Source organism: Paenibacillus germinis, from assembly GCF_013141785.1.
In the GTDB taxonomy this organism is placed as follows: Bacteria; Bacillota; Bacilli; order Paenibacillales; family NBRC-103111; genus Paenibacillus_E; species Paenibacillus_E phytorum.
Genome location: NZ_WHOC01000089.1, coordinates 76,216 through 99,804, shown reverse-complemented (window position 1 = coordinate 99,804; position 23,589 = coordinate 76,216). Strand labels below are relative to the sequence as shown.

General features: G+C 44.7%; 21 protein-coding genes and 1 other annotated feature. Of the genes, 15 read left to right on the top strand and 6 right to left on the bottom strand.

Going from position 1 to position 23,589, the window contains the following annotated elements; genetic code table 11:
* Nucleotides 1-65: 65 nt before the first annotated feature.
* The 6 genes from GC102_RS18240 (at nucleotide 66) to GC102_RS18215 (ending at nucleotide 5,826) form a co-directional block, all read left to right on the top strand.
* Nucleotides 66-1,394 carry an ABC transporter substrate-binding protein gene (locus GC102_RS18240; RefSeq protein ID WP_171690801.1) on the top strand — a complete coding sequence of 443 codons (1,329 nt, stop codon included), beginning with the start codon at nucleotides 66-68 and terminating at the stop codon, nucleotides 1,392-1,394.
* A gap of 92 nt (nucleotides 1,395-1,486) precedes the next feature.
* Entirely contained in the window at nucleotides 1,487-2,332 is an 846-nt protein-coding gene (locus GC102_RS18235) for a carbohydrate ABC transporter permease (RefSeq protein ID WP_171646564.1), read from the top strand.
* Nucleotides 2,333-2,377: 45 nt separating this feature from the next.
* Entirely contained in the window at nucleotides 2,378-3,214 is an 837-nt protein-coding gene (locus GC102_RS18230; protein ID WP_171690878.1) for a carbohydrate ABC transporter permease, read from the top strand.
* Nucleotides 3,215-3,244: 30 nt separating this feature from the next.
* A complete protein-coding gene (locus tag GC102_RS18225; protein WP_246320980.1) occupies nucleotides 3,245-4,423 on the top strand; it encodes a glycoside hydrolase family 76 protein in 1,179 nt (392 codons plus the stop codon).
* Nucleotides 4,424-4,495: 72 nt separating this feature from the next.
* Nucleotides 4,496-5,527: a glycoside hydrolase family 76 protein gene (locus GC102_RS18220; RefSeq protein ID WP_171690800.1), complete on the top strand. Its 1,032-nt coding sequence runs from the start codon at nucleotides 4,496-4,498 to the stop codon at nucleotides 5,525-5,527.
* A gap of 119 nt (nucleotides 5,528-5,646) precedes the next feature.
* Nucleotides 5,647-5,826: a carbohydrate-binding protein gene (locus tag GC102_RS18215; protein ID WP_171690799.1), complete on the top strand. Its 180-nt coding sequence runs from the start codon at nucleotides 5,647-5,649 to the stop codon at nucleotides 5,824-5,826.
* Between the two features lie 458 nt (nucleotides 5,827-6,284).
* On the opposite strand, the gene glsA is transcribed toward GC102_RS18215, so the two are convergent.
* The 4 genes from glsA to GC102_RS18195 form a co-directional block, all read right to left on the bottom strand.
* A complete protein-coding gene (gene glsA, locus GC102_RS18210) occupies nucleotides 6,285-7,238 on the bottom strand; it encodes a glutaminase A (RefSeq protein ID WP_171690798.1) in 954 nt (317 codons plus the stop codon).
* 26 nt (nucleotides 7,239-7,264) lie between these two features.
* Nucleotides 7,265-8,185: an aldo/keto reductase gene (locus tag GC102_RS18205; RefSeq protein ID WP_171690797.1), complete on the bottom strand. Its 921-nt coding sequence runs from the start codon at nucleotides 8,183-8,185 to the stop codon at nucleotides 7,265-7,267.
* A gap of 113 nt (nucleotides 8,186-8,298) precedes the next feature.
* Nucleotides 8,299-9,921 (bottom strand): MDR family MFS transporter, encoded by a 1,623-nt coding sequence (locus tag GC102_RS18200; protein WP_312883317.1) that lies wholly within the window; start codon nucleotides 9,919-9,921, stop codon nucleotides 8,299-8,301.
* 63 nt (nucleotides 9,922-9,984) lie between these two features.
* On the bottom strand, nucleotides 9,985-10,413 hold the full coding sequence (locus tag GC102_RS18195; protein WP_171690796.1) for a MarR family winged helix-turn-helix transcriptional regulator: 429 nt from the start codon (nucleotides 10,411-10,413) through the stop codon (nucleotides 9,985-9,987).
* A 195-nt stretch (nucleotides 10,414-10,608) separates the two neighbouring features.
* Nucleotides 10,609-10,864: a binding site (T-box leader), on the top strand.
* 70 nt (nucleotides 10,865-10,934) lie between these two features.
* Here GC102_RS18195 and pheS point away from each other — a divergent pair.
* The 5 genes from pheS to GC102_RS18170 all read left to right on the top strand — a co-directional run bounded on the left by pheS (nucleotide 10,935) and on the right by GC102_RS18170 (nucleotide 17,712).
* Entirely contained in the window at nucleotides 10,935-11,969 is a 1,035-nt protein-coding gene (gene pheS, locus GC102_RS18190; RefSeq protein ID WP_171690795.1) for a phenylalanine--tRNA ligase subunit alpha, read from the top strand.
* 25 nt (nucleotides 11,970-11,994) lie between these two features.
* Nucleotides 11,995-14,448: a phenylalanine--tRNA ligase subunit beta gene (gene pheT, locus GC102_RS18185; protein ID WP_171690794.1), complete on the top strand. Its 2,454-nt coding sequence runs from the start codon at nucleotides 11,995-11,997 to the stop codon at nucleotides 14,446-14,448.
* 94 nt (nucleotides 14,449-14,542) lie between these two features.
* The gene (locus GC102_RS18180) at nucleotides 14,543-16,135 is read left to right on the top strand and encodes a cell division protein ZapA (RefSeq protein WP_171690793.1); all 1,593 of its coding nucleotides are present in this window, start codon (nucleotides 14,543-14,545) and stop codon (nucleotides 16,133-16,135) included.
* A gap of 6 nt (nucleotides 16,136-16,141) precedes the next feature.
* Nucleotides 16,142-16,696 (top strand): CvpA family protein, encoded by a 555-nt coding sequence (locus GC102_RS18175; RefSeq protein ID WP_312883314.1) that lies wholly within the window; start codon nucleotides 16,142-16,144, stop codon nucleotides 16,694-16,696.
* Nucleotides 16,697-17,310: 614 nt separating this feature from the next.
* On the top strand, nucleotides 17,311-17,712 hold the full coding sequence (locus tag GC102_RS18170) for a transposase (RefSeq protein ID WP_171690792.1): 402 nt from the start codon (nucleotides 17,311-17,313) through the stop codon (nucleotides 17,710-17,712).
* Nucleotides 17,713-18,016: 304 nt separating this feature from the next.
* On the opposite strand, the gene GC102_RS18165 is transcribed toward GC102_RS18170, so the two are convergent.
* The gene (locus GC102_RS18165) at nucleotides 18,017-18,403 is read right to left on the bottom strand and encodes a cupredoxin domain-containing protein (RefSeq protein ID WP_171690791.1); all 387 of its coding nucleotides are present in this window, start codon (nucleotides 18,401-18,403) and stop codon (nucleotides 18,017-18,019) included.
* 182 nt (nucleotides 18,404-18,585) lie between these two features.
* A complete protein-coding gene (locus tag GC102_RS18160) occupies nucleotides 18,586-18,954 on the bottom strand; it encodes a phage holin family protein (protein WP_171646508.1) in 369 nt (122 codons plus the stop codon).
* A gap of 245 nt (nucleotides 18,955-19,199) precedes the next feature.
* Between GC102_RS18160 and GC102_RS18155 the strand changes: the two genes are divergently transcribed.
* The 4 genes from GC102_RS18155 to GC102_RS18140 all read left to right on the top strand — a co-directional run bounded on the left by GC102_RS18155 (nucleotide 19,200) and on the right by GC102_RS18140 (nucleotide 23,521).
* Nucleotides 19,200-21,560, top strand: a complete 2,361-nt coding sequence (locus GC102_RS18155; protein WP_171690790.1) for an endonuclease MutS2 — start codon at nucleotides 19,200-19,202, stop codon at nucleotides 21,558-21,560.
* A gap of 142 nt (nucleotides 21,561-21,702) precedes the next feature.
* Nucleotides 21,703-22,383, top strand: a complete 681-nt coding sequence (locus tag GC102_RS18150) for a PspA/IM30 family protein (RefSeq protein WP_171646510.1) — start codon at nucleotides 21,703-21,705, stop codon at nucleotides 22,381-22,383.
* A 79-nt stretch (nucleotides 22,384-22,462) separates the two neighbouring features.
* A complete protein-coding gene (locus GC102_RS18145; protein WP_057304794.1) occupies nucleotides 22,463-22,882 on the top strand; it encodes a DUF350 domain-containing protein in 420 nt (139 codons plus the stop codon).
* A 138-nt stretch (nucleotides 22,883-23,020) separates the two neighbouring features.
* A complete protein-coding gene (locus tag GC102_RS18140; protein WP_171646511.1) occupies nucleotides 23,021-23,521 on the top strand; it encodes a hypothetical protein in 501 nt (166 codons plus the stop codon).
* The last annotated feature ends 68 nt before the right edge of the window (nucleotides 23,522-23,589 follow it).

The window sequence follows — 23,589 nt, the reverse complement described above, 5'->3', positions numbered from 1 at the left end:
CGATGGAGTCGTTTATCTTGTAGCAACTGCACTTGTAACATTTACTTAAAAAGGGAGGAAGAAACATGAAAAAATGGATGACCGTTTTAACTGCTCTCTCGCTCACGTTCAGTTTGGCAGCATGCAGCACAAAAACTGGCGGGGATCAAACGGCAGAAAGCAAGAAGCCTGAGGCCACGACAGCACCGGCAGCATCGACAGCCGCCACCAAAGGAGCACCGGTAGAAATTACGTTCTGGGGAGACTGGGGTGGAGAAGGCGAAAAGCAGTTTGTGATGATGGCTGATGCTTTTAATAAATCGCAAGACAAGATTAAAGTTAAATATGTTCTGCAGGAAGATATGATCACGAAGTTTCTGACAGCGGCTACCTCTGGCGGCTCACCTGATATTATGTTCTGGGACAGATGGCGGACTTCGCTGTATGCATCCAAGAACGTGCTTCACCCGATCGATGATTATTTGAAAAAAGACAACATTAACCGTGGCGATTATTACGATGAAGCCTTGAAGGAGCTTTCCTCTGGCGGTAAATTGTATGGTCTTCCTTTGACGGTTGATGCGCGCGCATTGTTTTATAATAAGAAATTGTTTGCTGAGAAAGGACTGCAACCTCCGAAAACTTGGGATGAGCTGGAAAACGCAGCTAAGCAGTTAACGGTATGGGAAGGCGATAAGCTGGTTCGTTCCGGTATGTCGATGCAGGATAATGGTCTGTTCAATATGTGGCTGCAGCAAGCAGGCGGTTCTATGATGACCAGCGATCTGAAGAAAACGAATTTCAATAATGACCAGGGTAAGCAGGTCCTCGATTTCTGGGATAAATTGATCAATAAGGATAAGGTTTATAAAGTTGGGTTTGAAAAAGGTCTTGGCGAAGGCACGGATGCTTTTGTGACCGGAAAAGTAGCTATGACATATACAGGTCCATGGATGCTATCGACTTATAAGAAATACGGCAAGGATCTTGATTTCGGTGTTGTTCCTCCTCCAGCTGGACCTGGCGGCGCCAAAGGAAGCGTAATGGGCGGCTTCGGTCTCGTGATTCCAGCAGGTTCCAAGCATAAAGACGAGGCATGGGAATTTGAGAAGTGGTGGTTAGCAAATAAAGACAACACGCTGCTATGGGCAAAAACAAGCTTAAATCTTCCGGGTTTCAAACCGGCGCTGCAGGATCCGTTTTTCAAGGACGATCCGAACTGGAAGCCATTCATGGATACATTGGAATTCGCGAAAATTCGTCCGCAGCATCCAGGATACTCGGTTATGGAAGGCGACGGTCTGATGCCGAATATTGAGCTATTCATTCAAGGCAAGCAGGATGCGGCTACGACGCTCAAGAAGGGGCAAGAGCAGGGCGATAAGCTGTTGGATCAGAACGCAGCAGGGAAGTAACTAGAAATGTGGGGGAGGGTTATCCCTCCCTTTTTGTGGAAGGGGGAATTCTCTTGGCATCGATAACCAAGCTGGGTCGACATCAAGCTAGGATGGGTTATCTCTTTATTACGCCAACGATTTTGCTATTTATTATTTTTACAATCATTCCGGTCATCATGGCGTTCTATCTAAGCTTCACGAATTATGACATTGTGAGTAAAAACGATTTCGTTGGATTGGATAACTATAAGCGCCTGGCCGAGGATAATATCTTTTGGACGACGCTGAAGAACGTTTTGTTTTATTCCGTCCTTTATATTCCGCTGAATATTGCCATCTCTTTATCGATGGCCTTGCTGTTTATGCGCAGCCGGTTCGGTGTAAAGCTGTTTCGTACAGCTGGGTATTTGCCAACACTAACTTCTGGCGTTGCTGCGGCTACGGTATGGATATGGCTGCTAAACCCAGAGTTCGGACTCGTGAACGATATTCTGAGCAAGTTTGGAATCACTGGACCTTCATGGTTGGCTGAAATGCCTTACGCCATGCTGTCCATTGTGTTAGTGACCTTGTGGCAATCCGTTGGAGCGAACATGATCATTTATTTAGCGGGACTAAATGGAGTTCCCGATCATCTGTATGAATCTGCAAAGCTGGACGGAGCTAATGCTTGGCAGTCCTTTCGTTATATTACTTGGCCAGTGCTGAGACCGACCACCTTTTTCGTAAGTACAATGGCCATTATTGGCGCGCTGCAGCTGTTTGACCAAGCGTTCGTATTGACCAAGGGCGGTCCCGCCAACTCGACGAAAACAACGGTGTATCATATTTATCAGCAGGGCTTCAACCAGCTCCAAATGGGCTATGCCGATGCCATGGCATTTGCGCTGTCTATCATTATTTTAGTATTTTCGCTCATTAATATGAGACTAAACAAAGAGGAATCCGTGATCTAGGAGGGATGGAAAGTGAAACAACAAGCCTATTGGCAAACGACAATCATGTATATCATTTCCATCGCCGTCTGCATCGTCATGGTCGTCCCGTTTGTATGGAGTCTTATCACTTCCATCCGTCCGGATGAAGAGATTTTCATGCTGCCGATTCAATGGATTCCTTCCAGCATAACGTTGGAGCATTATCGCAAGGCGTTTGAGCTCGTTCCATTTGCTCTGTATTTCTGGAATTCTTTTTACCTTGCGTTCATGGGTGTGCTCTTCAACTTGCTTTTTGGCTCTTTGAGCGGCTATGCCTTCGCTAAGCTTCATTTCCGTGGAAGAGATACGATGTTCAAAATTCTGCTCGCAGCCATGATGATACCTGGTGTTGTGACGATGATCCCGCAATTTTTCGTGCTGAAGCACATTCCTTTCATGGGAGGAAATGATTGGCTTGGCGGTGGCGGCAACGGCTTGCTCAATTCATTTTGGGCGATTATTTTGCCAGGAGCGTCGGGATCTTTTGCGGTATTTTTTATGAGGCAATTTTTCGTCTCTTTACCAAGTGATTTGCAAGAAGTAGCTCGAATTGAAGGCAGCGGTGAGCTTCGTATCTTTTGGAACATTTATATTCCGCTCGCGAAGCCGGCGTTGGCTACACTCGGCATATTTACCTTTCAAGCAGGCTGGAACAGCTTTCTCGGCCCGCTCATTATGCTTAACGACCCTGCCAAGAAAACGATTCAGCTAGGCTTAGCTGCTTTTACTTATAACAAACAGGTCGACTTCGGCCCGTTGATGGCAGGTGCTTTAATTGCGGTAGTGCCGATACTGATCTTGTTCCTGCTGCTGCAGAAGTATTTTGTGCAAGGAATCGCTTTTACAGGAACGAAAGGATAGTACGCAAGTCGGACAGATAGGTGAAGCGAATTGACAATTCGATTAAAAATGATCATAGCCCTGATGATTGTTGGGATAGGCATCATCGTGGCTGCTAGCTGGGGAGTGGAGACAATGGACAAAAACAATAAAATGACCGATGTGCAAGTGAGCACAAAGAGAGAAACCTGGGAGCAGCGTGCGGATCTAGCGCAAGCGGGGCTGCTTAAGCAATATTGGAACGGAAAGCTGAACTTATTCGATAATTTGTCGCCTTGCAACGATCTATGTAATGAGAAGTTCCATTACTGGTGGCAAGCACATGGTGTAGATACGCTGGTGGACGCTTATGCAAGAACCGGTGATGCGTCGTATAAGGGCTACCTGGCGAACATGTATCAGGGTATGTTAGACCGCAATGGCGGCGTATGGCCGAATGATTTTATCGATGATATGGAGTGGTTGGCTTTAGCTTGGCTCCGTGCTTATAACGCTACAAGCGAAGAGAAATACAAGGAAGCCGCGCTTGAGCTTTGGGAAGATATTAAGACGGGCTGGAACGAAGAGCAAGGCGGGGGCATTGCATGGCGCAAGCCGCAGCTTGATTATAAGAATACGCCGGCGAATGCTCCAGCAGTCATTCTAGCTGCTAGATTATATAAACAGTTCGGCAAGTCAGAGGATCTAGCTTGGGCGAAAAAGATTTACGATTGGCAGAAGGCTAATCTCGTTGATCCGGACACGGGCTTTGTCTGGGATGGGAAAAACCGCGAGGGAGACGGCAAGATTGATAAGGGGTGGGAATTCTCCTATTGCCAAGGTGTTTACATCGGAGCAGGAGTAGCGCTTTATCAGGCGACTGGGGACAAGAGCTATCTAGCGGATGCGGCTCGGACAGCACAAGCATCGAAGCTCAGGCTGACAAGTCCGGCAACAGGCATGCTGCCAAGTGAAAGCAATGGAGACGGAGGCTTGTTCAAAGGGATATATGTTCGTTATTTGGCGGAGCTCGTTCTTGCAGACCCTGGTCAGAAGGAGTCGCTTGAGCTTCTTGTAACGAATGCAGACAGTCTCTGGAAGTACGGTAGAGATGAGCAGCGCGTCATGTTTAGTAAATCATGGGCGGCAACACCTGAGCCTGCTGAGGATTTGAGCGTGAATCTGAGCGGCGTTATGCTGCTGGAGCGTATGGCTGAGCTGGAGAAACAGGGATTGCTGAAACAGAACTAAAGTATTAAGTGAGTTCAGGGGCAGCCGAAAATCTGCCCCTTTATTTTTAGGCACAGAGGAGTCGAGGGATAGATGAATGCAGCAGCGATGGCAGAACAACTGCAAACGACTTTGCACAAGCTGTATTGGAATCTGGATACACAGATTATGAATCAATGGGACGACAGTTTAACTGTTAATCGCGCTGATGAAAATTACTATTATTGGTGGCAAGCACATGCTGCGGATGTCATCCTTGACGGCTATGCGCGAACCGGTAATGTGGCATATTCGAACCGTTTAGAGCAGCTGTTCCACGGCATTCTTCGCTCTAATGGAGGAACGTTTCGCCATCAATACTATGATGATATGCAGTGGATGGCGCTAGCTTGGCTAAGGGCTTATGACATGACAGGAGCTCAGATGTACCGGGAGAGCGTTACCGACTTGTGGGAAGACATCCGAGGCGGATGGAATGCGTATATGGGCGGAGGGATTGCTTGGCGAAAAAATCAACTCGATTACAAAAACACGCCAGCTAACGCTCCAGCGGCTATCCTAGCTGCACGCTTATTTCAACGATTTGGCGATGAGGCTGATCTGGCGTGGGCACAAGAAATCTATGATTGGAACAAAAGGATGTTAACCGATCCCGCCGACGGGTTCGTGTGGGATGGCATCAATCGACTCGGGGACGAGAAAATAGATAGGGACTGGCAGTTTACTTATTGTCAGGGCGTCTTCATTGGGGCAGGACTCGAATTATACACCTGCACAAGGGATTCAACTTATCTAGAGGATGCCTGCCGCACGGCAACTGCGGTGAAGAGCCGATTGTGCGACAGTGCTACGGGGATGCTGCCCGATGAAGGAATCGACGATACAGGTTTATTCAAAGGAATACTAATCCGATATCTGTTGAAGTTGGTAGAGATTTACCCCGAATTTGAGCTGCCGGCTGAGATTATTGAACAAAATGCGATAATGCTAATGGAGCATGGCCTAGACGGCATCGGACGTGTCGGTACAGATTGGAGAAAGCCCCCTGAAGGTTCCATTCAGCTAAGTATTATGCTAAGTGGCGTTATGTTACTGGAGGCGTATGCATCACTTCAAACGAAGTAGCGACATATTGGAGCTGAAGTGAGGTGAAAGTTACAGAATTGAAAGCGCATTCATATTAACTAATTTCAAAGAGAAAAGGAGTTGTTTTATGTGATCATGCAAAGAAGATCAGCTGTCAAATGGTTGGTGTAGACGTCGCTGCCAATTTGAACTTTTCTGGAACCTCCGGCTGGAGCAGCTGGAACACCGTTTCTTTGACGGTATCCCTTCAGGCAGGATCGAATACGATACAACGTGGTTATGACACCTCGAAAGGAAACAATAACTGGCTGAATGTGGACCAACTGTATGGCTTGTAAAGCCAAAATAAATGTAGCCGATAACTCGCTAGTCGCTGGCGTTAAATGATTCAGTTGCTGTATCCGCGGCGGTAATATGACGCTCCGTTTTCTAACATATTCAAAAAGGGCAAAGAACCTTTCCTAACAAATGGGAAGGTTCTTTTTAAGCATCTGAGTGAGATTGTGGATGCATGATTCGGTAGCGACTGTATTGCATTGGTGTTTGTGAATTTTGAAAAAATGAAGAAAAAGAAGCGCAAGTTGTATTGCGTACAACAATTTCCTTGATTTCTTCTTGATAAGCTCAGGATGTTGTATGTTGTACAACAATTTAGCCTTTTTAGAGGCTTTTGAGCTACTTTTGGCAGGAATTGTTGTAGTTTTTACAACATTCGCGGGGGAAATGTGGATTAGCTTGCGTAAAGTTGTACAACGTACAACTTTACAGGGATATACAAGCGAATGTTAGGCACTTTCTAAAATAAGCTCCAGTCAAATTCCTGCGATAGCGTGCCTAGAAGGTGAACCCCAGCTGTGCTGTTACCCTTGCGGTTCAACGCCGGGCCGACCAAACCGATCCCGTATTGTCCGGGCACCATCGTCAAAATGCTGCCAGACACGCCGCTTTTGGCAGGCAGCCCAACGTTCATGGCGAATTCACCTGAGGCATTGTACATACCACAGGTAAACATGAACGTCTTAGCGATCTGCACGAATCGCCGCGGTATAAGGCGTTGATTACGAATCGGATCTACGCCGTTATGCGCAAGAACGAGGGCCATTCTAGCCAAGTCGGTACAGTTCACCTCAACGGAACAATGGCTGAAATAGACGTGGAGAACGTCGTCAACCTCGCGATCCAGCACACCGTTATCTTTCAAGAAGTAAGCTAACGAACGATTCCGGTGTGCAGTATCCGACTCAGATCGGAACACACTTTGATTAATTTCAAGTGAAGGATTATGAGCGATGTCTCGGAAAAAATGGAGAATCCGCTCGACCTGCTCCGTAGGATTACTACCTGCAATCAAGGATGATATCGCAATTGCCCCAGCATTGATAAGCGGGTTAAAGGGGATGCCGGGCTCGACGAGTTCGAGCTTCAGCATTGAGTTGAAATCATCTCCGGTTGGCTCCATTCCCACCTTGGAGAAAACAATCTCTTCACCGTTATCCATCAACGCCAAAATTAAAGTAAATACTTTCGAAATACTTTGCAAAGTAAAACGGAAATCAGATTCTCCTGCTACAGAGATATTTCCTTCAGTATCCATAATACAGATACCTAGAACATCGGCTGGAGCGTTAGCAAGTTCAGGAATGTAGGAAGCAACATGTCCGTCTGATGTATGTGCCTTGCTCTCCGTAACCCACTGAGGCAAGTGATCTTTGAGTTGCTTCCATGTTTCTGCGTGTTGTGTATGACTCATTCAGAAGTCATTCCTTCCTCATTCTCTTAAGCTTTCCAAGCCTGTGGGTGGTTATCGCTGATAAGCTCCGTTGCGCTTGCATTCGCAATAACCTGTTCAGGGTTTTTACAGCCTGGAATGACCGTTGTAACGGCATCATTTTTCAAACACCAAGCTAATGCCCATTTGGCCATGTCCATTCCTTCAGGAACTTCTTCTTTCTGGATGCGCTGCACGTCCTCGAGCTTCTGTTTCACACTCTCGGCATCATGACGATGGCGAACGTCTGTGTTGCTGAACACTGCACCAGGCTTATACTTGCCGCTCAAATAGCCGCTAGCCAATGGGACACGTGCTAATACGCCAAGATCTTGATTCACACAGGAAGGGAAAACAAGCTCTTCTGGGGCACGATCCAATCGGTTGTACACGACTTGAATGGCTTTGGAATTGACCTTGCTGGAAGCTTCTGTTTGATGAATATTAGCATTACTACCAATGGATGTTCCCAAATGACGGATTTTCCCGGCTTGAACTTGTTTGTCCAAAGTTGTCCAAAGCACATCATTATCAAATAAATCATCAGGTCCGGAATGGAATTGATATAAGTCAATATAGTCCGTTTGTAAAGCTTTTAGAGAATCGTCCAGTTGTTTGACAACGCCTTCGGAACTGAAATCATCTGTTCGGGTGAACAGATCGTGGAAATGGTGGCCAAATTTCGTAGCCACGATCCAGTTCTCGCGATTGCGGCGGGATAAGTAATTACCGATAAGAGATTCCGATAGATGGTCACCATAGCATTCTGCTGTATCGATCAAATTTATACCAAGATCGGCTGCTTGATCGAGAATAGCATCTGCTTCAGCTTGTGTGTAAGTAAGTCCCCACTCTCCGCCGAACTGCCAAGTCCCAACACCTACAATGGAAACTTTCAAATCCGTTTTACCAAGTCTGCGATATTTCATGGCGAGCACTCTCCTTTTTTAAGGTATCCAAGTTTATTAAACGCTATAGCTTGCTTCGTGTCAAAAAGAAAAAGACTCTTTCCTCTCCAATTAGAGAAAAGAGCCTTTTTGTATTAAGCGATTCCTGGCGAAAGTTCATTTTCGTTTTCTTTTTTGTCATCTGATTTCTTAGATTTACGGTCGGATACTTTAATGTTACCAATAAAGAGAGTCAGAACAGCTCCGAGTAAAACGAACACTAAGCCTACAATAAACACTTGGTGAAGCGATGTAACCAGGGCATTTTTTAGAATTGGCAGCATGTGCTCCACGAATTCTTTTGGCATTTTGGCCAAGGTTTCAGGACTTAGAAGTGAGGAATATAAGGCTTGTGGATTGGTATGGATCATATCCGTCATTTGTGTAGCCAGCCCACTTGCTTCCGCGGGAAGCTGATTGACAACAGGAGTTAAATCTTGTTCTAACAGCACTGTTGACTTGTGGTTCATAATGGCTCCGAGAATCGTCATACCGAATGTACCGCCAATTTGGCGGAAGAATTGACTGGAAGACGTAACGACACCTAGCTCGGATTTCGGGAAGCTCTCTTGTAAAGCAAGTGTTAGGATTGGCATGACGAGACCCATTCCCAGACCAAGAATCAGCATATAACTTGAAGCAATCAACTTCGTCGTGCTTATGCCCATGGTACCAAGGAAATAGAAGCCAATAGCCATAATAATCATACCACCAAGCATTTGTTTACGAACACCGATTTTTTGAATGAATTGACCGGAAACAACGCTAGCAGCAATCATCGTAATCATAAGTGGCGTCATCACTGTACCTGATGCTGAAGCACTGATACCGACGATGCCTTGCATAAAGAGAGGAACGAACATAATAGCTCCGAACATACCGACAGCCATAAGGAACCCTACACCGTTAATTGTTGTAAATGTTCTATTTTTAAATAACCGAACAGGAAGGATCGGCTCTTCGGCTTTACTTTCAATAATAACGAAGGAAACCAAGGATACAATGGCCAGCACAAAAAGCCCTATGATTTGCCAAGAGAACCAAGCAAAATCTTTACCGCCAAATGTTAAGGCAAGCAGTAAGCTGACGACCCCGACAATCATGGTGACAATACCCGGAATATCGAACTTTACTTTGCCGTTTGCTTTGTGCTTCGGTAATGCAATTGCAATTAAGACAACAGCAAGGATACCTACAGGAAGGTTGATGTAGAATACCCAACGCCAGTTCAATGCGTCAACGATCCAACCACCGACTTGGGGGCCAATAACTGATGATAAACCGAAGATCGCACCGAATACGCCCTGCCATTTGGCACGTTGTTTACCCGTAAATAAGTCCCCGATAATAATCATCGCCATGGGCATCATAATACCGCCGCCAAGACCTTGCAAACCGCGGAACAGGATCAGTTCGGTCATGTTTTGAGACATCCCACATAGGGCTGAAGCCGCGATAAAGATAACTAAACCTGTTACATAGATGACTCGACGACCAATTAAATCAGCAAGTTTACCTGCAATTGGAACGACAACTGTTGATGTCAACATGTAAGCAGTAGTCAACCAAGCCATGAGACCGAGACCGCCGAATTCACCAACGATACGCGGCATAGCCGTTCCAACAATTGTACCGTCCAAAGCGCCAAATAGCATAGCAATGATAAGACCGGTGAGCAAGAGACCTCGATTTTTGAGTTCTGGTCCTTCTGCTTCTATGGATTTCTCTGAAGCTGTTTTTTGTATGTTTTCCACTTGTACCACTCCTTGAATAAGATGAAATTAATAAAAATTAGTAAGCTTTTCAAAGGCACTCACAAGAATGCGCATTTCCTCCGGGGGGAGCTGTGAAAGTCCACGAGCAATTACTTCTTTCTGAACATCTTCAGCTTGTTTGAGTATGGCTTTCCCGGTTTCGGTTATTTCAACCAGCACAATCCGTCGATCTGTCTCATGGTGTTTCCTAATAACATGCCCACTTTGGACAAGTCGATCAATCATAACGGTGATCGCACTTGGTTTAACGCCCAGTTTCTCAGCGAGATGAGTTTGTTTCGGCGTGCCTTCTTTCGATATCATGAATAACATGAATAATTGTGGCCCTGTTAACTCCGAATCTAACTGGGTAAGTACGGTGTGACTAATTTTTCGATGTGCGGTTTCAAATGTTGTTCGGAAACGATTGGTATAGGCTATCAATTCATCTTCCATATCGAAATCCTCCTTACCACTTTATTAAAGTATCAAATAATTAAATAATAAAATGTTTATACGAATTAATGTTTAAACTGTTTAAATAAAATATACGCCGATGAGGATTCGAAGTCAATAGGAAAATTCAGTACCCGAGGCTAGTTCACTTGCATATCAGGCATATCTTGCATATAATAACTGGTACATATATGTGAAAATGCTTTGACGGAGAAGAGTACGCAGTGCTTCTTGACAGGGAGGGAAAGCCGATGATTGAGAGCTATCCCCGAGAATCAGGCTGCTGAAGTTCACTCCCGAGCAGTCCTTTGAACGGAAGCTTAACCAAAGGCTTCTAAATAGAAGGAACCGGACACATCGTCCGTTATCTGAAATGAAGTGAGAATCGTTTATTTGGCCTTGCCAGTGAACGAATCTAATTAGGGTGGTACCACGGCTTTTCGTCCCTTGTAAGGGAGCGGAAAGTCTTTTTTGTGTTTTCATTTAGGGTGATTCAGGGGCCTAATTCAGGAGGGATTTCGATGAAAGAGCGGTTAGAAGCTTTAAAGCAGGAAGCGCTGCAGGAGCTGAGCGACGTACAAAGTCAGCAGGAGCTGAACGATTTACGTATTAAGTATTTGGGTAAAAAAGGGCCTCTAACCGAGGTGCTACGCGGTATGGGCGCATTAAGTGCGGAAGAGAGACCGATCATCGGCCAAGTAGCGAACGACGTTCGTGCAGCAATTGAGACCGTTATTGAAGAGAAGCAAGCAGCGTACCAACAGCAAGAAACCGAGAACAGATTGCGTGCAGAAATGATTGACGTAACACTGCCGGGTCGTCCATCGCAGCAAGGTGCCGTGCATCCTTTAAGCAAAGTTATTCAAGAAATTGAAGACATTTTCATTGGAATGGGGTACACCGTTGCTGAAGGTCCAGAGGTAGAGCAGGATTACTACAATTTTGAGGCGCTTAATCTTCCGAAGGATCATCCAGCTCGCGATATGCAGGACTCTTTCTATATCACGGATGAGATTCTAATGCGTACACAAACCTCCCCAGTTCAAGTTAGAACGATGGAGAAACGCAAAGGGGAAGTTCCGATCAAAATCATTTGTCCGGGCAAAGTATACCGCCGCGATGACGATGATGCAACACATTCACATATGTTTACCCAAATTGAGGGTCTAGTCATCGACCGTAATGTACGGATGAGTGATCTGAAAGGAACTTTGCTTCAATTCGTTCAAGAAATGTACGGCAAAAAGACGAGAATTCGCTTGCGTCCAAGCTTTTTCCCGTTCACAGAGCCAAGCGTTGAAGTGGACGTGAGCTGTGCGATGTGTGGTGGCGTTGGCTGCCGTACATGCAAACAAACTGGCTGGTTAGAAATCCTCGGAGCGGGCATGGTACATCCGCGCGTTCTGGAGATGGGTGGATATGATCCGAAAGAATACACAGGATTTGCATTTGGAATGGGCGTTGAGCGCATTGCGATGCTGAAATATGGAATTGAAGATATTCGTCATTTCTACACGAACGATTTGCGGTTCTTAAAGCAATTCTTACACTTGTAAGCATCAGGAAAAGGAGGGGTTAAGCATGAAGGTTTCTTATCAATGGTTATCGGAATATGTCGATGTATCAGGCTTCACAGCCGAGGAATTAGCAGAAAAACTTACCCGAAGCGGCATCGAAGTGGATATCGTGGAAGATCGCAATAAGGGTGTAACGAACGTAGTCGTTGGATTTGTAAAATCACGCGAAAAACACCCAGACGCAGATAAATTAAGCGTGTGTATCATTGATGCCGGACAAGGCGAAGACTTACAAATCGTTTGCGGGGCTAAAAATATAGATGCGGGACAAAAGGTGCCAGTCGCCATGATTGGGGCCGTGCTACCTGACGGATTACAAATCAAACGCGCTAAGCTGCGCGGCGTAGAATCACAAGGCATGATTTGTTCAGCCAAAGAGCTTGGTCTGAACGACAAACTGCTGCCGAAGGAAATTCAAGAAGGCATCCTAGTTCTGCCTGAAGATACCGAAATCGGCAGCTCAATTCTTGATGTCCTTGCAATCAGCGACAAGGTATTAGAGCTTGATCTGACACCAAACCGCTCCGATTGCTTGAGCATGCTCGGAGCTGCTTATGAGATCGCAGCGATCCTAGGACGCGGCGTCAAACTGCCTGATGCGGAAACAGCAATTCAAGCGGCTGGAACAGCCGCAGTGAAAGCTGCTGATCGCATCAGTGTGAAGATCACAGCGACGGAGCAGTGCTCGCACTACGCGGCTCGCCTTATCGAAGGCGTGCGCGTCGGCACTTCTCCGCTGTGGATGCAGAACCGTTTGATGGCGGCTGGTATCCGCCCGATCAACAACATCGTAGACATCACGAATTTCGTGATGCTTGAATACGGCCAACCGCTTCACGCTTTCGATGCTGAGCAGTTGAACAATGGCCACATCGATGTACGCCTTGCTGAGGCCGGCGAGAAGCTCGTCACGCTCGACGATGTAGAGCGTTCACTAGAGCCGCACATGCTGCTTATCACGGACGGCACGAAGCCAGTAGGGATAGCTGGTGTTATGGGCGGCGCTAACTCCGAAGTAACAGAAGGCACAACACGGATTCTGCTTGAATCCGCTAAGTTCGCAGGCAGCTCTGTGCGCCGAACGTCGCGCCAGCTAGGGCTCCGCTCCGAAGCGAGTCTTCGCTTCGAGAAAGAAGTGAACCCGGAAGCCGTGCTTCCGGCATTAAACCGTGCTGCTGCGTTAATGGCTCAGTACGCATCAGGTCAAGTCGCTGACGGCATCGCCCAAGCCGAGGCGGGCACACACAAGCCGGTCGCTATCTACCTTGCTGCTGACCGTGTGAACAATTATCTCGGCACTGAACTTTCCTTGGCCGAGATGGGTCAAATCATAGAGCGCCTGCACTTCACCTTCGAGCAGGCAGGCGAAGGCAAGCTGCTCGTGCATGTGCCGAGCCGCCGCGGAGACATCACACGGGATGTCGATTTGATCGAAGAAGTAGCTCGCCTATTCGGCTACGACAACATCCCGACAACCTTAATGACCGGCGTGACGACGCCCGGTTCCTTGTCCAAAGAGCAGTCGATCCGTCGAATTACACGGAATCTCCTGACTCAGAGCGGACTGCATGAAGTCATCACTTATTCCTTCACGCAGCCGGATCAAACCGTTTCGCTGCCGGGTCTATACCCAGCGGCAAAGCCAATCTCGCTCGCTATGCCAATGAGCGAGGATCGCAGCCAACTGCGTACTAGCTTGCTGCCGCATCTGCTAGACGTTGTTAGCTACAATCGTAACCGTACGATGGATGACGTGGCTATTTTCGAAATCGGCAAAGTATTCATTACAGATGAGTCTTCACTAACAGATTTGCCGCAAGAGAAGCTTCTCCTCTCCATTGTATTGACAGGCAAACGCCGTCAAGCACATTGGGCACAGAAGTCCGAGGCTGTCGACTTTTATGATATCAAAGGCGTTTTTGACCGTCTTGTAAGCTACCTAGGCGTTAAAGGACTCAGCTATCAATCTGCATCACCAGATGGTTTCCATCCGGGCCGAACCGCCGAGCTCCTCCTAAAAACAGCTGAAGGTGAGCAAGTAATAGGTCGAATCGGTCAACTGCATCCTACAGTCCAACAGCAGCGTGATCTTGATGACACTTACGTACTTGAGGTTGAGCTTTCACCAATCTTAGAAGCTGCTGGAGATGCAATTGTATATAAATTGCTGCCGCGTTATCCGTCCATTGGTCGCGATCTTGCTGTAGTAGTGAATGCTAGTGTACCAGTAGGTTTAATGGAGCAAACCATCACCGAAGTTGCCGGAGACTTGTTAGAATCCATTCAAGTATTCGATATCTATACAGGAGAACGTTTAGGCGCAAATCGCAAAAGCGTAGCCATTGCCTTAGTATACCGTCACGCAGAGAGAACACTGCTGGATGAAGAAGTAACAGAGCTTCATGCCAAAGTTGTTCAAACCCTTGAACAACAATATGAGGCAGAGTTAAGAAAATAGTGTAACTTTCATTTAAGTTGCAGGAAAACAGGCTGGTCTTATCGAAATTACACTCGATAGGGCCAGCCTTTCATCTAAGGGAGGATATAAAAAAGTGAACGCTGAAGATAAAACGAGGATTACCGTTGATATATATGGTCACCAATACAAATTAAAAGCAAGCACAAGCACCAATTACATGAAGCGAGTAGCTGAATACGTGAACGACCAAATGTTTCGTATTGCAAAGGGCTATCCGCGGCTAGATTCACAGAAAATCGCCGTTCTGGCTGCCGTGAACATGGCAGATGAGTGCTTCCGTATGAATGAAATCATGGAAGAACTGACCAAAACCCAAAAGAACCAAGAAGCGACCAAAGCTGCCTATGACAAATTAAACGTTACCTTTAACGAATTGAAACAAGAATACGAGCAACAACAGACATCCATAAGTGAACAAAATGCTAAGCTAGTACAAGCTAACCAAGCGCAAGAGCAAATGAAACAAGAAGTGCAGAAAGCAAAGCAAGAACAAGAACAATTGAGGCAACAACTACAACAAGCTAAACAACAGCAAGAGCAAGCTAAGCAACAACAAGAGCAAGTTAAACAACAACAACATGAGCAGGCTAAACAACAGCAAGAACAAGCTAAACAGCAACAGGAGCAAGTCAAGCAACAACTAGAACAAGTCAAACAACAGCTAGAGCAGGAAAAACGTCAACAAATACAAGTAAGACAACAGCTAGACCAAGAAAAACAACAGCACCAACAAACAAAGCAACAATTCGAACAAGAGAAACAACAAAAGGCACATCAGCTTCAAAAGCTGAACGAACAACACAGAGTCGAAAAACAGTCCCTCTCAGAAATCCACTTGCAAGACAAAGAAATGTTACATCAGCAATATCAACAAGACAAAGAAGCACTAATGCAGCAACATCTGCAGGATAAAGAAATCATAAACATGCAACATCAAGAAGAGATCTTTAAGCTTTCGAATCAGTATCTAACGGAAAAAGAAATACTCGTTAATCAACATCAAGAGGAACTAGAAAACATCACGAATCAACATCAAGAGGAACTAGAAAATATCACAAACCAACTTCAAGAGAGAATAGATACAATTACGAACCAACTTCAAGAAAGAATAAATACAATTTCAAACCAACATAAAGAGAAATTAAATATAATTACAAATCAACATCAAGAAGAAATAGAAACACTCACAACCGCACACCAGAAGGAAATAGAAACACTCACAACTGCACACCAAGAGGAAATAGAAACACTCACCGTCATTTACCAGGACGAGGCTGATGCTAAGGTTCTACGTTTTGAGCAAGATAAAGGCAATCTAGTTGGGGAATTCCAAGCACGACAAACAAACATTATTCAACAGCTTGAAGACCAAAAATCAACCATTATTACACAATATCAAGCGCAAATTGATGCCTTACTAGAGCAGCAGCAATTAGAACGAAGTACCCTTGCTCAACATTTTGAAGAAGAAAAAGAACAGATTTTAGCCCAAGCCCGCAGAGAGAAAGAAGAGTTAATGCACCAAAGCTTGAACGATGAAGCTCAGCAAAAAGAACTTCAAAATATCAAAGAAGAGTATAAAGAATTGCGCGAGGAATATGCTAAGCTGCAGAATGAATACAATGAGTGGATCGAGCTTGTAGAAACAGACAGTCCTGGCAGGTAATCCACAGTGACACTGAATACACTAGACTATGTCATGTTGTCGATAGTAGCTTTGGGTCTGCTGCTTGGTTACTTTAGAGGATTTATTGCCCAGATTGTTTCGCTCTCAGGTTTTGTTCTCGCCTACCTCGTTGCATTTTATTTCTACAGGGATTTTGCCCCTCTGCTTCGAAATGCAGTTGCATTGCCTACCTATCAAAATTACCAAAAATACGAATTTATCGTAAAAGGCCTTAATTTGGATACCTATATCCTGAACGCTTTAGCCTTTGCAATATTGTTTTTTGGCGTAAAATTTGCACTAGTCATCGTAGGAAGAGCACTTAATATTCTAGCAAAAACCCCAGGCCTGAACTTCATCAACCGTTGGAGCGGCGCATTGTTGGGCTTAGCAGAAGCACTTTTGATCATCATTATAGCTGTCAATGTTATCACCATCATGCCCGCAGATGGACTTCAAAAGCTGCTCTCAAGCTCAACCATAGCTCCATATTTAATTAACGAATTACCCAATATAGCAGGAAAACTCCAAGAACTCTGGAAACAAGGAATTCCCCTATAGAAGCTGCCTACTTTTCTAATATAGAAAGGGCAGCTTTTATCAGTTTCCACCACACAGCACCGGCACTCCCCGACTTTCATCCACTAAACATATGAGTTCTGTAGTATCTACAATGCCACGAAATACCTTAACCACACCGACAACCACAACCACACCGACTACAACTAACGAGCTTCGTAAACATTACTCCAGAAATTGAGGCTAGGAACATGCTTTTTAACAGGGGATATCCAAGTCAAATAACCCTTTACGAAGTGGCAAGAACAACTGGCTTTATAAATCCGAAAATAATACCTTCACTCGAATCCTTACACTTTAAAATTATGTTTTCTGTGGTATCTACAATCATCCAAAAAACCTTGCTGATGCATTAAAACATTCTATGTCCCTGACGGAGATGAGAGCAGTACTATAGCAAAAGCTCAAAAAAGCTTCAAATTGTTGATATTGATTAGTCGAATACTTGCTTTTTAACAATGTAGATACTACAGAAAATGAATATTCATGATATTAATCTCGGAAACAAAAACTGCTTTACATGCAAACAAACGTTCTGTATAATACAAATATAGGAAATTATTTAAGCTCGCTTTGCAATCGAGAGGGGTCAATTCATGGAAACATATTTATTTGAATCGTTGGATGACACTTTCAAGACAGAGGAAGATTGTGTAAGATTTTTGACGAAAAGACGGTGGGCGGGTGGGTTTTGTTGCCCAAATTGTGATTATCATTTATTTTATATAATTAAGACTCGCAATTTATTGGAGTGTAAAGAATGCCGCACGCAAATTTCATTAACGGCTGGAACGGTTATGCATAAATCAAAGCTTTCCTTGATGCTTTGGTTCAAAGCTATACGAGCATTGATCCAAGATGGTCAAACCTACTCAATTGCAGCGTTTGCAAGCTTGCTTGGAGTAAATTATCGAACTGCTAAGTTAATGCTGGAGAAGCTGCAACTAGCATTATGCGGACAGAAATCGCAAACAAAAAGTAGTATCCAGCAAAAATAAAAGAAAGCATACAACTTTTAACTCTCGAAAGATCAACACTAACTTTTGTGCGTATATGTTCACAAATTCCAAGAACATAAAGTATGTTGAGGATGTTTTGTTTAGAAAGTGGATGGATGCTTTCTTATCCGTTTATTTGTTTCCTGTCTTTTTAAGGTACTGTCAAGTGCTTTGACGCAACGTTATTGTCACTTATGAAGCATAAATAAACTTGCTTCACAGGAAATGTTACACCATCATCCAAATACAAAAAAGCCTTACCGCTTTATTGCCGCGATAAGGACTTATGAACTGATAATTTAAACTATTCAACAATCAATGTTGTTTTCATATTAGCGTGACCACTGCCACACATGATGGAACAGTTAATTGGGAAAGAACCCGCTTTATCTGGCGTAAAGGTAACTGTTTTGTTGCTATTATCGAGGTTTATTTTAAATTCTTTAATGGAAGCACCATGAACACCTTGAGCATTATCAAGCGTAATTGTAACGGGCTCTCCTTTTTTGACACGATATTCGGATTGGTCAAATTTGAAGTTAGTGGCTTTCAATAAAACTTGCTGGCCTGTAGCTTGCGTAGTTGCGGCGGGAGATGTAGAGGATTGTGCTGATTTCGTATCTTTGTTTCCGCAAGCTGCTATCGCAATGACTAAGACTATTCCCATAAAAAGAACGAGTAATTTCTTCATGTATATCCCTCCGGAATTGAATTGGTTTCCCTCATCATTGTACACGACCGCTTCCGAAAAAACAGTGACAAACTCGTGAAAGAAATTGTTAAAAGAAAAGATCGGTCCGGCGAGTGGATACGCGGCAGACCGATCTTTTTTGGGCTTTAGCATGGGTATCAGTTATCGAAACTGATAGGTTTTTATCGACGATTTTCTTTTCCTGAGATCCCTTGTTCAAAAGGGGTTTTCACAGGGATGAACAGGTCGATGATTCCGATGACTAAAGCAGCTAAAACGGCACCTATTATGCTCGTAGATACATTGCTTACGACAAACTGGGCGGCCCAAATGACAAGCGCGCTTACCAGAAAGCCTACGATTCCCCTGCCAAAGGGAGTGATTTGTTTGCCGAAGATCCCTTCAATGATCCAAGCAGCAACAGCAATGACCAAAGCTAGAAAAAATGCGCTCCAGAAACCACCGACTTTAAACCCTGGAACTAACCAGCTGACAAACATTAAAACCAAGGCAGAAACAATAAACCTTACCAGATGTCCGAGAAGATGCATCTCGTGAAACCTCCTTCTTTTTGTGATGAGATTAAGTTCTCATAACAAGAAGTGATTTTTTGAACTATTGCTTGGTGTGTCTAAGTCTTGCAATTCCTTTTGGCAGGAGGATAGGTGCACAGCTTATTGTATCCAATTCGAGTGAATATTATGGTAGGCAGCATCTTCCATATAATGATTGTCTCCGTAGCTAATCAGGCTTGTTTTGGTTTATAATATAGGTTAGAGAAATGAGGTTGGGATAGTTGAATAAGAAAATAATTAAAACATTAGATTATCAGAAGATTTTACATAAACTTGCTCATCATGCGTCAACTTCGCTTGGTAAGGATGCCGTGGAAAAGCTTGAGCCTAAAGGTGATTTTGAACTCGTCAAGCTTCGGCTGCAAGCAACTGATGAGGCTGTTAATGTAGAACGATTGAAAGGGAATGCCCCTTTTGGTGGGATTCGTGATATTAGATCTTCCTTGCACCGGGTTAGAATTGGTGGGATGTTAAACCCTACGGAGCTGCTCGATATTTCGACGACGATGTTCGGTACGCGCAGGTTAAAGCGATTTGTTCTTGCGGTTCATGAGGAATACGCAATTCCAATGCTCAAAGAGCAGGTTGAATTACTCACAGAAAATAAGCAATTAGAAGATAAAATTAATAGCTGTATAGATGAGAATGCTGTTGTTGTTGACGGTGCGAGCCCTGAACTGGGGCGTGTGCGAAGCGAACTACGCACAGGTGAAGGAAGAGTCCGCGAGAGGTTAGAGCAAATGCTTCGCAATTCATCTGTTCAGAAAATGTTACAGGACGTATTGATCACTATTCGTAATGACCGTTTTGTGATTCCCGTTAAATCGGAGTATCGATCCAGCTTTGGCGGAATGATTCACGATCAGTCAGCATCAGGTGCGACGCTATATATTGAGCCAGATGCTATTGTTCAATTAAATAACAAAATTCGTGAATTAAAGTTTAAGGAAGAAGTTGAGATTGAGAAGATTTTACGCGCACTCACTGAGCTGGTTGCCGAACAAGTGGATTTGCTTGTGCTGGATGTGGATCAATTGGCTGAGCTTGATTTTACTTTTGCTAAAGCTGGTTTAGCAAGAGAACTGAAAGCTACAATGCCTAGATTAAATGATCGAGGCTTCATTAAAATAAAGCGAGGCCGGCATCCGCTTATCGCGGCTGATTCCGTTGTGCCGCTTGATTTGGAGTTGGGCAATGATTTCTCACAAATCATTGTGACCGGGCCTAATACAGGTGGTAAAACAGTTTCCCTCAAAACAGTGGGACTCCTTAGCTTAATGGCGATGTCAGGGTTGTTTGTACCAGCTGAGGAAGGCAGTCAGTTGTGTGTGTTCGATGCCATTTATGCGGATATTGGCGATGAGCAGAGCATTGAGCAGAATTTAAGTACTTTTTCGAGTCATATGACGAATATCATCAGCATTTTGAGGGATATGACACCAAAAAGTTTGGTTTTACTTGATGAACTTGGAGCAGGTACTGATCCTGCTGAAGGTTCGGCTTTAGCGATCTCCATTTTGGATTATATTCATCAAATTGGTTGTCGAATCATTGCAACAACGCACTATTCGGAGTTAAAGGCTTATGCTTACCAAAAGCAAGGCACCATTAACGCAAGCATGGAATTTGATATACAAACGTTAAGTCCGACTTACCGCTTGCTTGTAGGTGTTCCTGGTCGAAGTAATGCGTTTGCGATTGCAGAGCGTCTGGGCTTATCAAAGCGCATTATTGAGCATGCACGTACGCAGGTTGGCGAGGAGGATAAGCGAGTCGAATCAATGATCGCGTCGCTTGAAGAAAACCGCCTGATTGCGGAAGCTGAGCGCGAAAGCGCTGAGAGGATGCGACGAGAGGCGGAAGAGATGCGCCTAACGTTAGAGGCTCAGCAGGCCAAGTTCGACGAGCAGCGCGATAAGCTGCTCGAGAAGGCCGAGCGCGACGCGCGTGAGGCTGTCGCCAAGGCACGTCGCGAGGCAGATGAAATCATCGCCGAGCTGCGGCGCATGGCGCAGGAGGAAGCCGGTGGAGTCAAGGATCACCGGTTGGTAGAAGCGAAGCGCCGCCTTGATCAGGCGGCGCCTGAACTGCGCGAGAAGCAGGTTCGCGCGGCGAAGAAGCGGCCAGAGAGAATCGAGGCCGGGGATGAAGTGCGTGTCGTGACCCTGGGTCAGAAGGGTCACGTCGTAGAGATTGTTAGCGCCACAGAAGCAACGGTGCAGTTGGGAATTATGAAAATGAAAGTCGAGTTGTCGAATCTCGAAAAGATCGGCAGCACGGCTCAGAAAAAGCCAGCTCATCAGGTGGCTACAACCGTTAAAAGAACCCGAGATGATAACATTCGGATGGAACTGGATATGCGCGGTCTCAACATGGAGGACGCCCTGATAGAGGCTGATCGATTCCTGGATGAATCTTTCTTGGGCAACCTGGGTCAAGTATATTTAATTCACGGTAAAGGAACAGGTGTGCTCCGTACTGGAATGCAGGAATATTTGCGCCGTCATAAGCATGTGAAGAGTTACCGCATGGGGAATTACAATGAAGGCGGAGCAGGAGTTACAATCGTTGAACTGAAATAACTTTTAAATTTTTTCATCTTTTTGAAACTCATTCTATGGGACTGCGTATGTAATATGTGTAAGCACCGGTGATTAAAAAATTAGCATTCGCAATACCCAAATTTTAAAATACATGTTTATAAACCTTAGGAGGAATTCAAAAATGGGAATTTTTAAAAGACTTCGTGATATGACAATGGCTTCGGTTAATGACTTGCTGGACAAAGCAGAAGATCCTATTAAGATGTTAAATCAGTTTCTGCGTGACATGGAAGAAGATATCATGGAGGCTGAGTCTGCAGTAGCTAAGCAGATCGCAATTGAGAAGAAATTCAAGCTTCAGTTTGAAGAATCCGAAGAGATGGTTACGAAACGTACTGAGCAAGCTATGAAAGCCCTTGAATCAGGCAATGAAGACCTGGCTCGCCGCGCTTTGGAAGACAAGAAAGAGCACCAAGGACGTTATGATGAATTGAAACGCCAATATGATCTTGCGAAAACGAATGCTGATCAACTTCGCAGCCAATTGACGGAAATGAAAGACGAGTTCAACAAAATGAAGAACAAGAAGGATTTGTTGATTGCTCGTGCTGAAACAGCAAAAGCTCAAAAACAAATCAATCAAGCGATGTCTGGTTTTGGTACAGACAATGCAGCTAAAGGTTTTGACCGTATGAGCGAGAAAGTGCTTCAAATGGAAGCTGAAGCGCAAGCAAGCGGTGAAATCCGTGCTAAAAACCGCAGCTTAGATGATGAGCTTGACGGACTTGGCGCAAGCAGCAGCGGAATTGATGACGAATTAGCAGCTATGAGAGCAAAGCTTGCTGAAAAAAAACAATCCTAATGTTATACTAATAGTACCTGCGAGAGACTGAGTCAAACTCAGTCTCTTCTATCTTTCGCGAAGGAAGGCAGGAGACGATATGAACGAAGAGGTGGATGTATTGCTAAGTAACCCGTATTTATCGACGCTTGCCTTTTTTGCAGTTGCTGTGATCGCGTTAGTTGTATTTCTAACGATTTTTGAAATGGTCACCAAATATGATGACTGGGCAGAGATCAAAAAAGGCAACTTATCTGTAGCGATGGCTACAGGTGGGAAGATTTTTGGGATTTGTAATCTGTTCCGGTTCGCTATCCTAAACAATGACACGATGATTCATTCCCTCATCTGGGCAGGGTACGGATTCTTGCTTTTGCTGGCTGCCTACTTCATTTTTGAATTCTTGACGCCTTATTTCAAAATCGATGAGGAAATCAAGAAAGATAATCGCGCTGTAGGTTTCTTGTCCTTGACGCTGTCTGTCTCCCTTTCCTACGTGGTCGGAGCTTGTGTAACTTAGATCCATACATAATCTTGGAGGCTTGAACAATGAAATACCTGTGGGGCACTTTGTTTGCCATCGCGTTTGTATTTATGGCGGCAGGGGTTTATTATTTATTGAAATATGCATGAATGCATTAGGTTGGAGGATTACGTAATGAGTACCAATGAAGAAATAGTTTGTCCATGGTGCCAAACAGAGATCGTTTGGGATCCGGAAATTGGACCTGAGGACGAATGTCCGCACTGTTTTAATGAACTGAACGATTATAGGAGCATCGATTTAAAGGTGAAACAAACAGGTCAACCGCTCCGCTTTGATGAACAAGAATATGCCGATTCGGATGAAGATTTATCATTGGCTTGGGATGATTCGGATGAACCTCTCGATAAATACGGAGAAAAAGTTCAGCATATAACAGACGAACAAGAAGAGGCACCTGAGTGCTCGAGCTGTCATGAACTATTGTTGTTTGCAGGTACTGAGGTCACGAGTGGCTCCTCTTTCACGCCTGTTATTCCCAAAACGTTAGGAAGTGCTTTCCTAACAGGTCCCTTTACTTCGAATGTCTTTGTATGTCCGTCTTGCTTTAAGGTGGAGAAAATCTTATCTGATACAGATCGACTGCTCATGGTTGAACGTATTAAATCGGAGTAGCGGTAGAACCGAGTCCCTTATGGATTCGGTTTTTTTATATGTCTTGCCTCATATTTTCACTCGATTGG